This window comes from Amycolatopsis kentuckyensis, from assembly GCF_002155975.1.
Taxonomy (GTDB): domain Bacteria; phylum Actinomycetota; class Actinomycetes; order Mycobacteriales; family Pseudonocardiaceae; genus Amycolatopsis; species Amycolatopsis kentuckyensis.
On record NZ_MUMI01000795.1, the window covers coordinates 1 to 1,265 of the forward strand.

At 76.2% G+C, this 1,265-nt stretch carries 1 protein-coding gene; it reads right to left on the reverse strand.

Annotated elements, in window-relative coordinates; translation table 11 throughout:
- On the reverse strand, nucleotides 1–1,265 hold a 1,265-nt coding region (locus CCN39_RS47955; RefSeq protein WP_143264480.1), incomplete at both ends, for an SDR family NAD(P)-dependent oxidoreductase.

Here is a 1,265-nt window from a genome sequence, read left to right on the forward strand (position 1 = left end):
CGGACCGGCGTACGCACGAGGCCGCGCCAGAGCGGGGCGAGGTCGTCGGCCGCGCGGAGGGCGGCGAGGTCCAGGCGCATCGGCACGGCGACCGGCCGGCCGAGCCCGGCGGCGGCGTCCAGCGCGGCCAGCGCGTCCTCAGTGGACAGTGGACGGATGCCGGATCGTTCGATGCGGCCGCGGTCGCGGGCGCCGAGGTTGCCGGTCATCGCGCTGCCGAGCGCCCATTGGCCCCAGGCGAGGGAAACCGCGGGCAGGCCTTGGTGACGCCGTCGCACGGCGAGCGCGTCCAGGGCGCTGTTCGCGGCGGCGTACCCGCTTTGCCCGGCCGCGCCGACGATTCCGGCGACCGAGGAGAACAGGACGAACCAGGCCAGGTCGTGGTCCCGGGTCAGCCTGTCGAGCGCCGACGCGCCGTCCACTTTGGCGCGAAGCACCGAGGCCACCCGGGCCGGTGTCTGCGCTTCGAGCACGCCGTCGTCGAGGATCCCGGCGGCGTGCACCACCCCGATCAGCGGCGCTTCGGCGGGGATCCCCCGCAGCACGTCCGCCGCGAAGCCGGGCTCGGCCACGTCGCCGGCGACCACGATCGCCTCGGCGCCGAGCGCGGTCAGTTCTTCGCACAGCCCGGCGGCGCCGGGGGCACCGGGGCCCCGCCGGCTCACCAGCACCAGCCGCCGGACACCCGGGCGGCGGGCGAGGTGCCGGGCCACGGCGGCGCCGAGCGTGCCGGTGCCGCCGGTGACGAGCACGGTGCCGGCCGGTTCCGGGCGCGGCAGCGTGAGCACGTTCTTGCCGACGTGCTTGGCCTGGCTGACGAACCGGAAGGCGTCGGCCGCCCGGCCGAGGTCCCAGGCCCGCAGCGGCAACGGCGTCAGCTCGCCTCGGCCGAAGGCGGCCAGGAGGTCGGCGAGGATGGCCGCGATCCGGTCCGGGCCGGGGTCGCCGAGGTCGAACGTGTGGTGGCCCGGGCCTTCGCGGACGTCGGTCTTGCCCAGTTCGACGAACTGGCCGCCGGGGGCGAGCAGCTCCAGCGAGGCGTCGGTGAACGGGCCGGTCAGGGAGTTGAGGACGACGTCCACGCTCGGGAACTTGTCGCGGAAGTCCAGCGTGCGGGAGCTGGCCAGGTGGGTGTCGGCGAGCCCGAGTTCGCGCAGCACGGCGTGCTTGCTCTCGCTCGCCGTCGCGAACACCTCGGCGCCCTTCCAGCGGGCCAGCTGCACGGCGGCCATCCCGACGCCGCCCGCCGCCGCGTGGACGAGCAC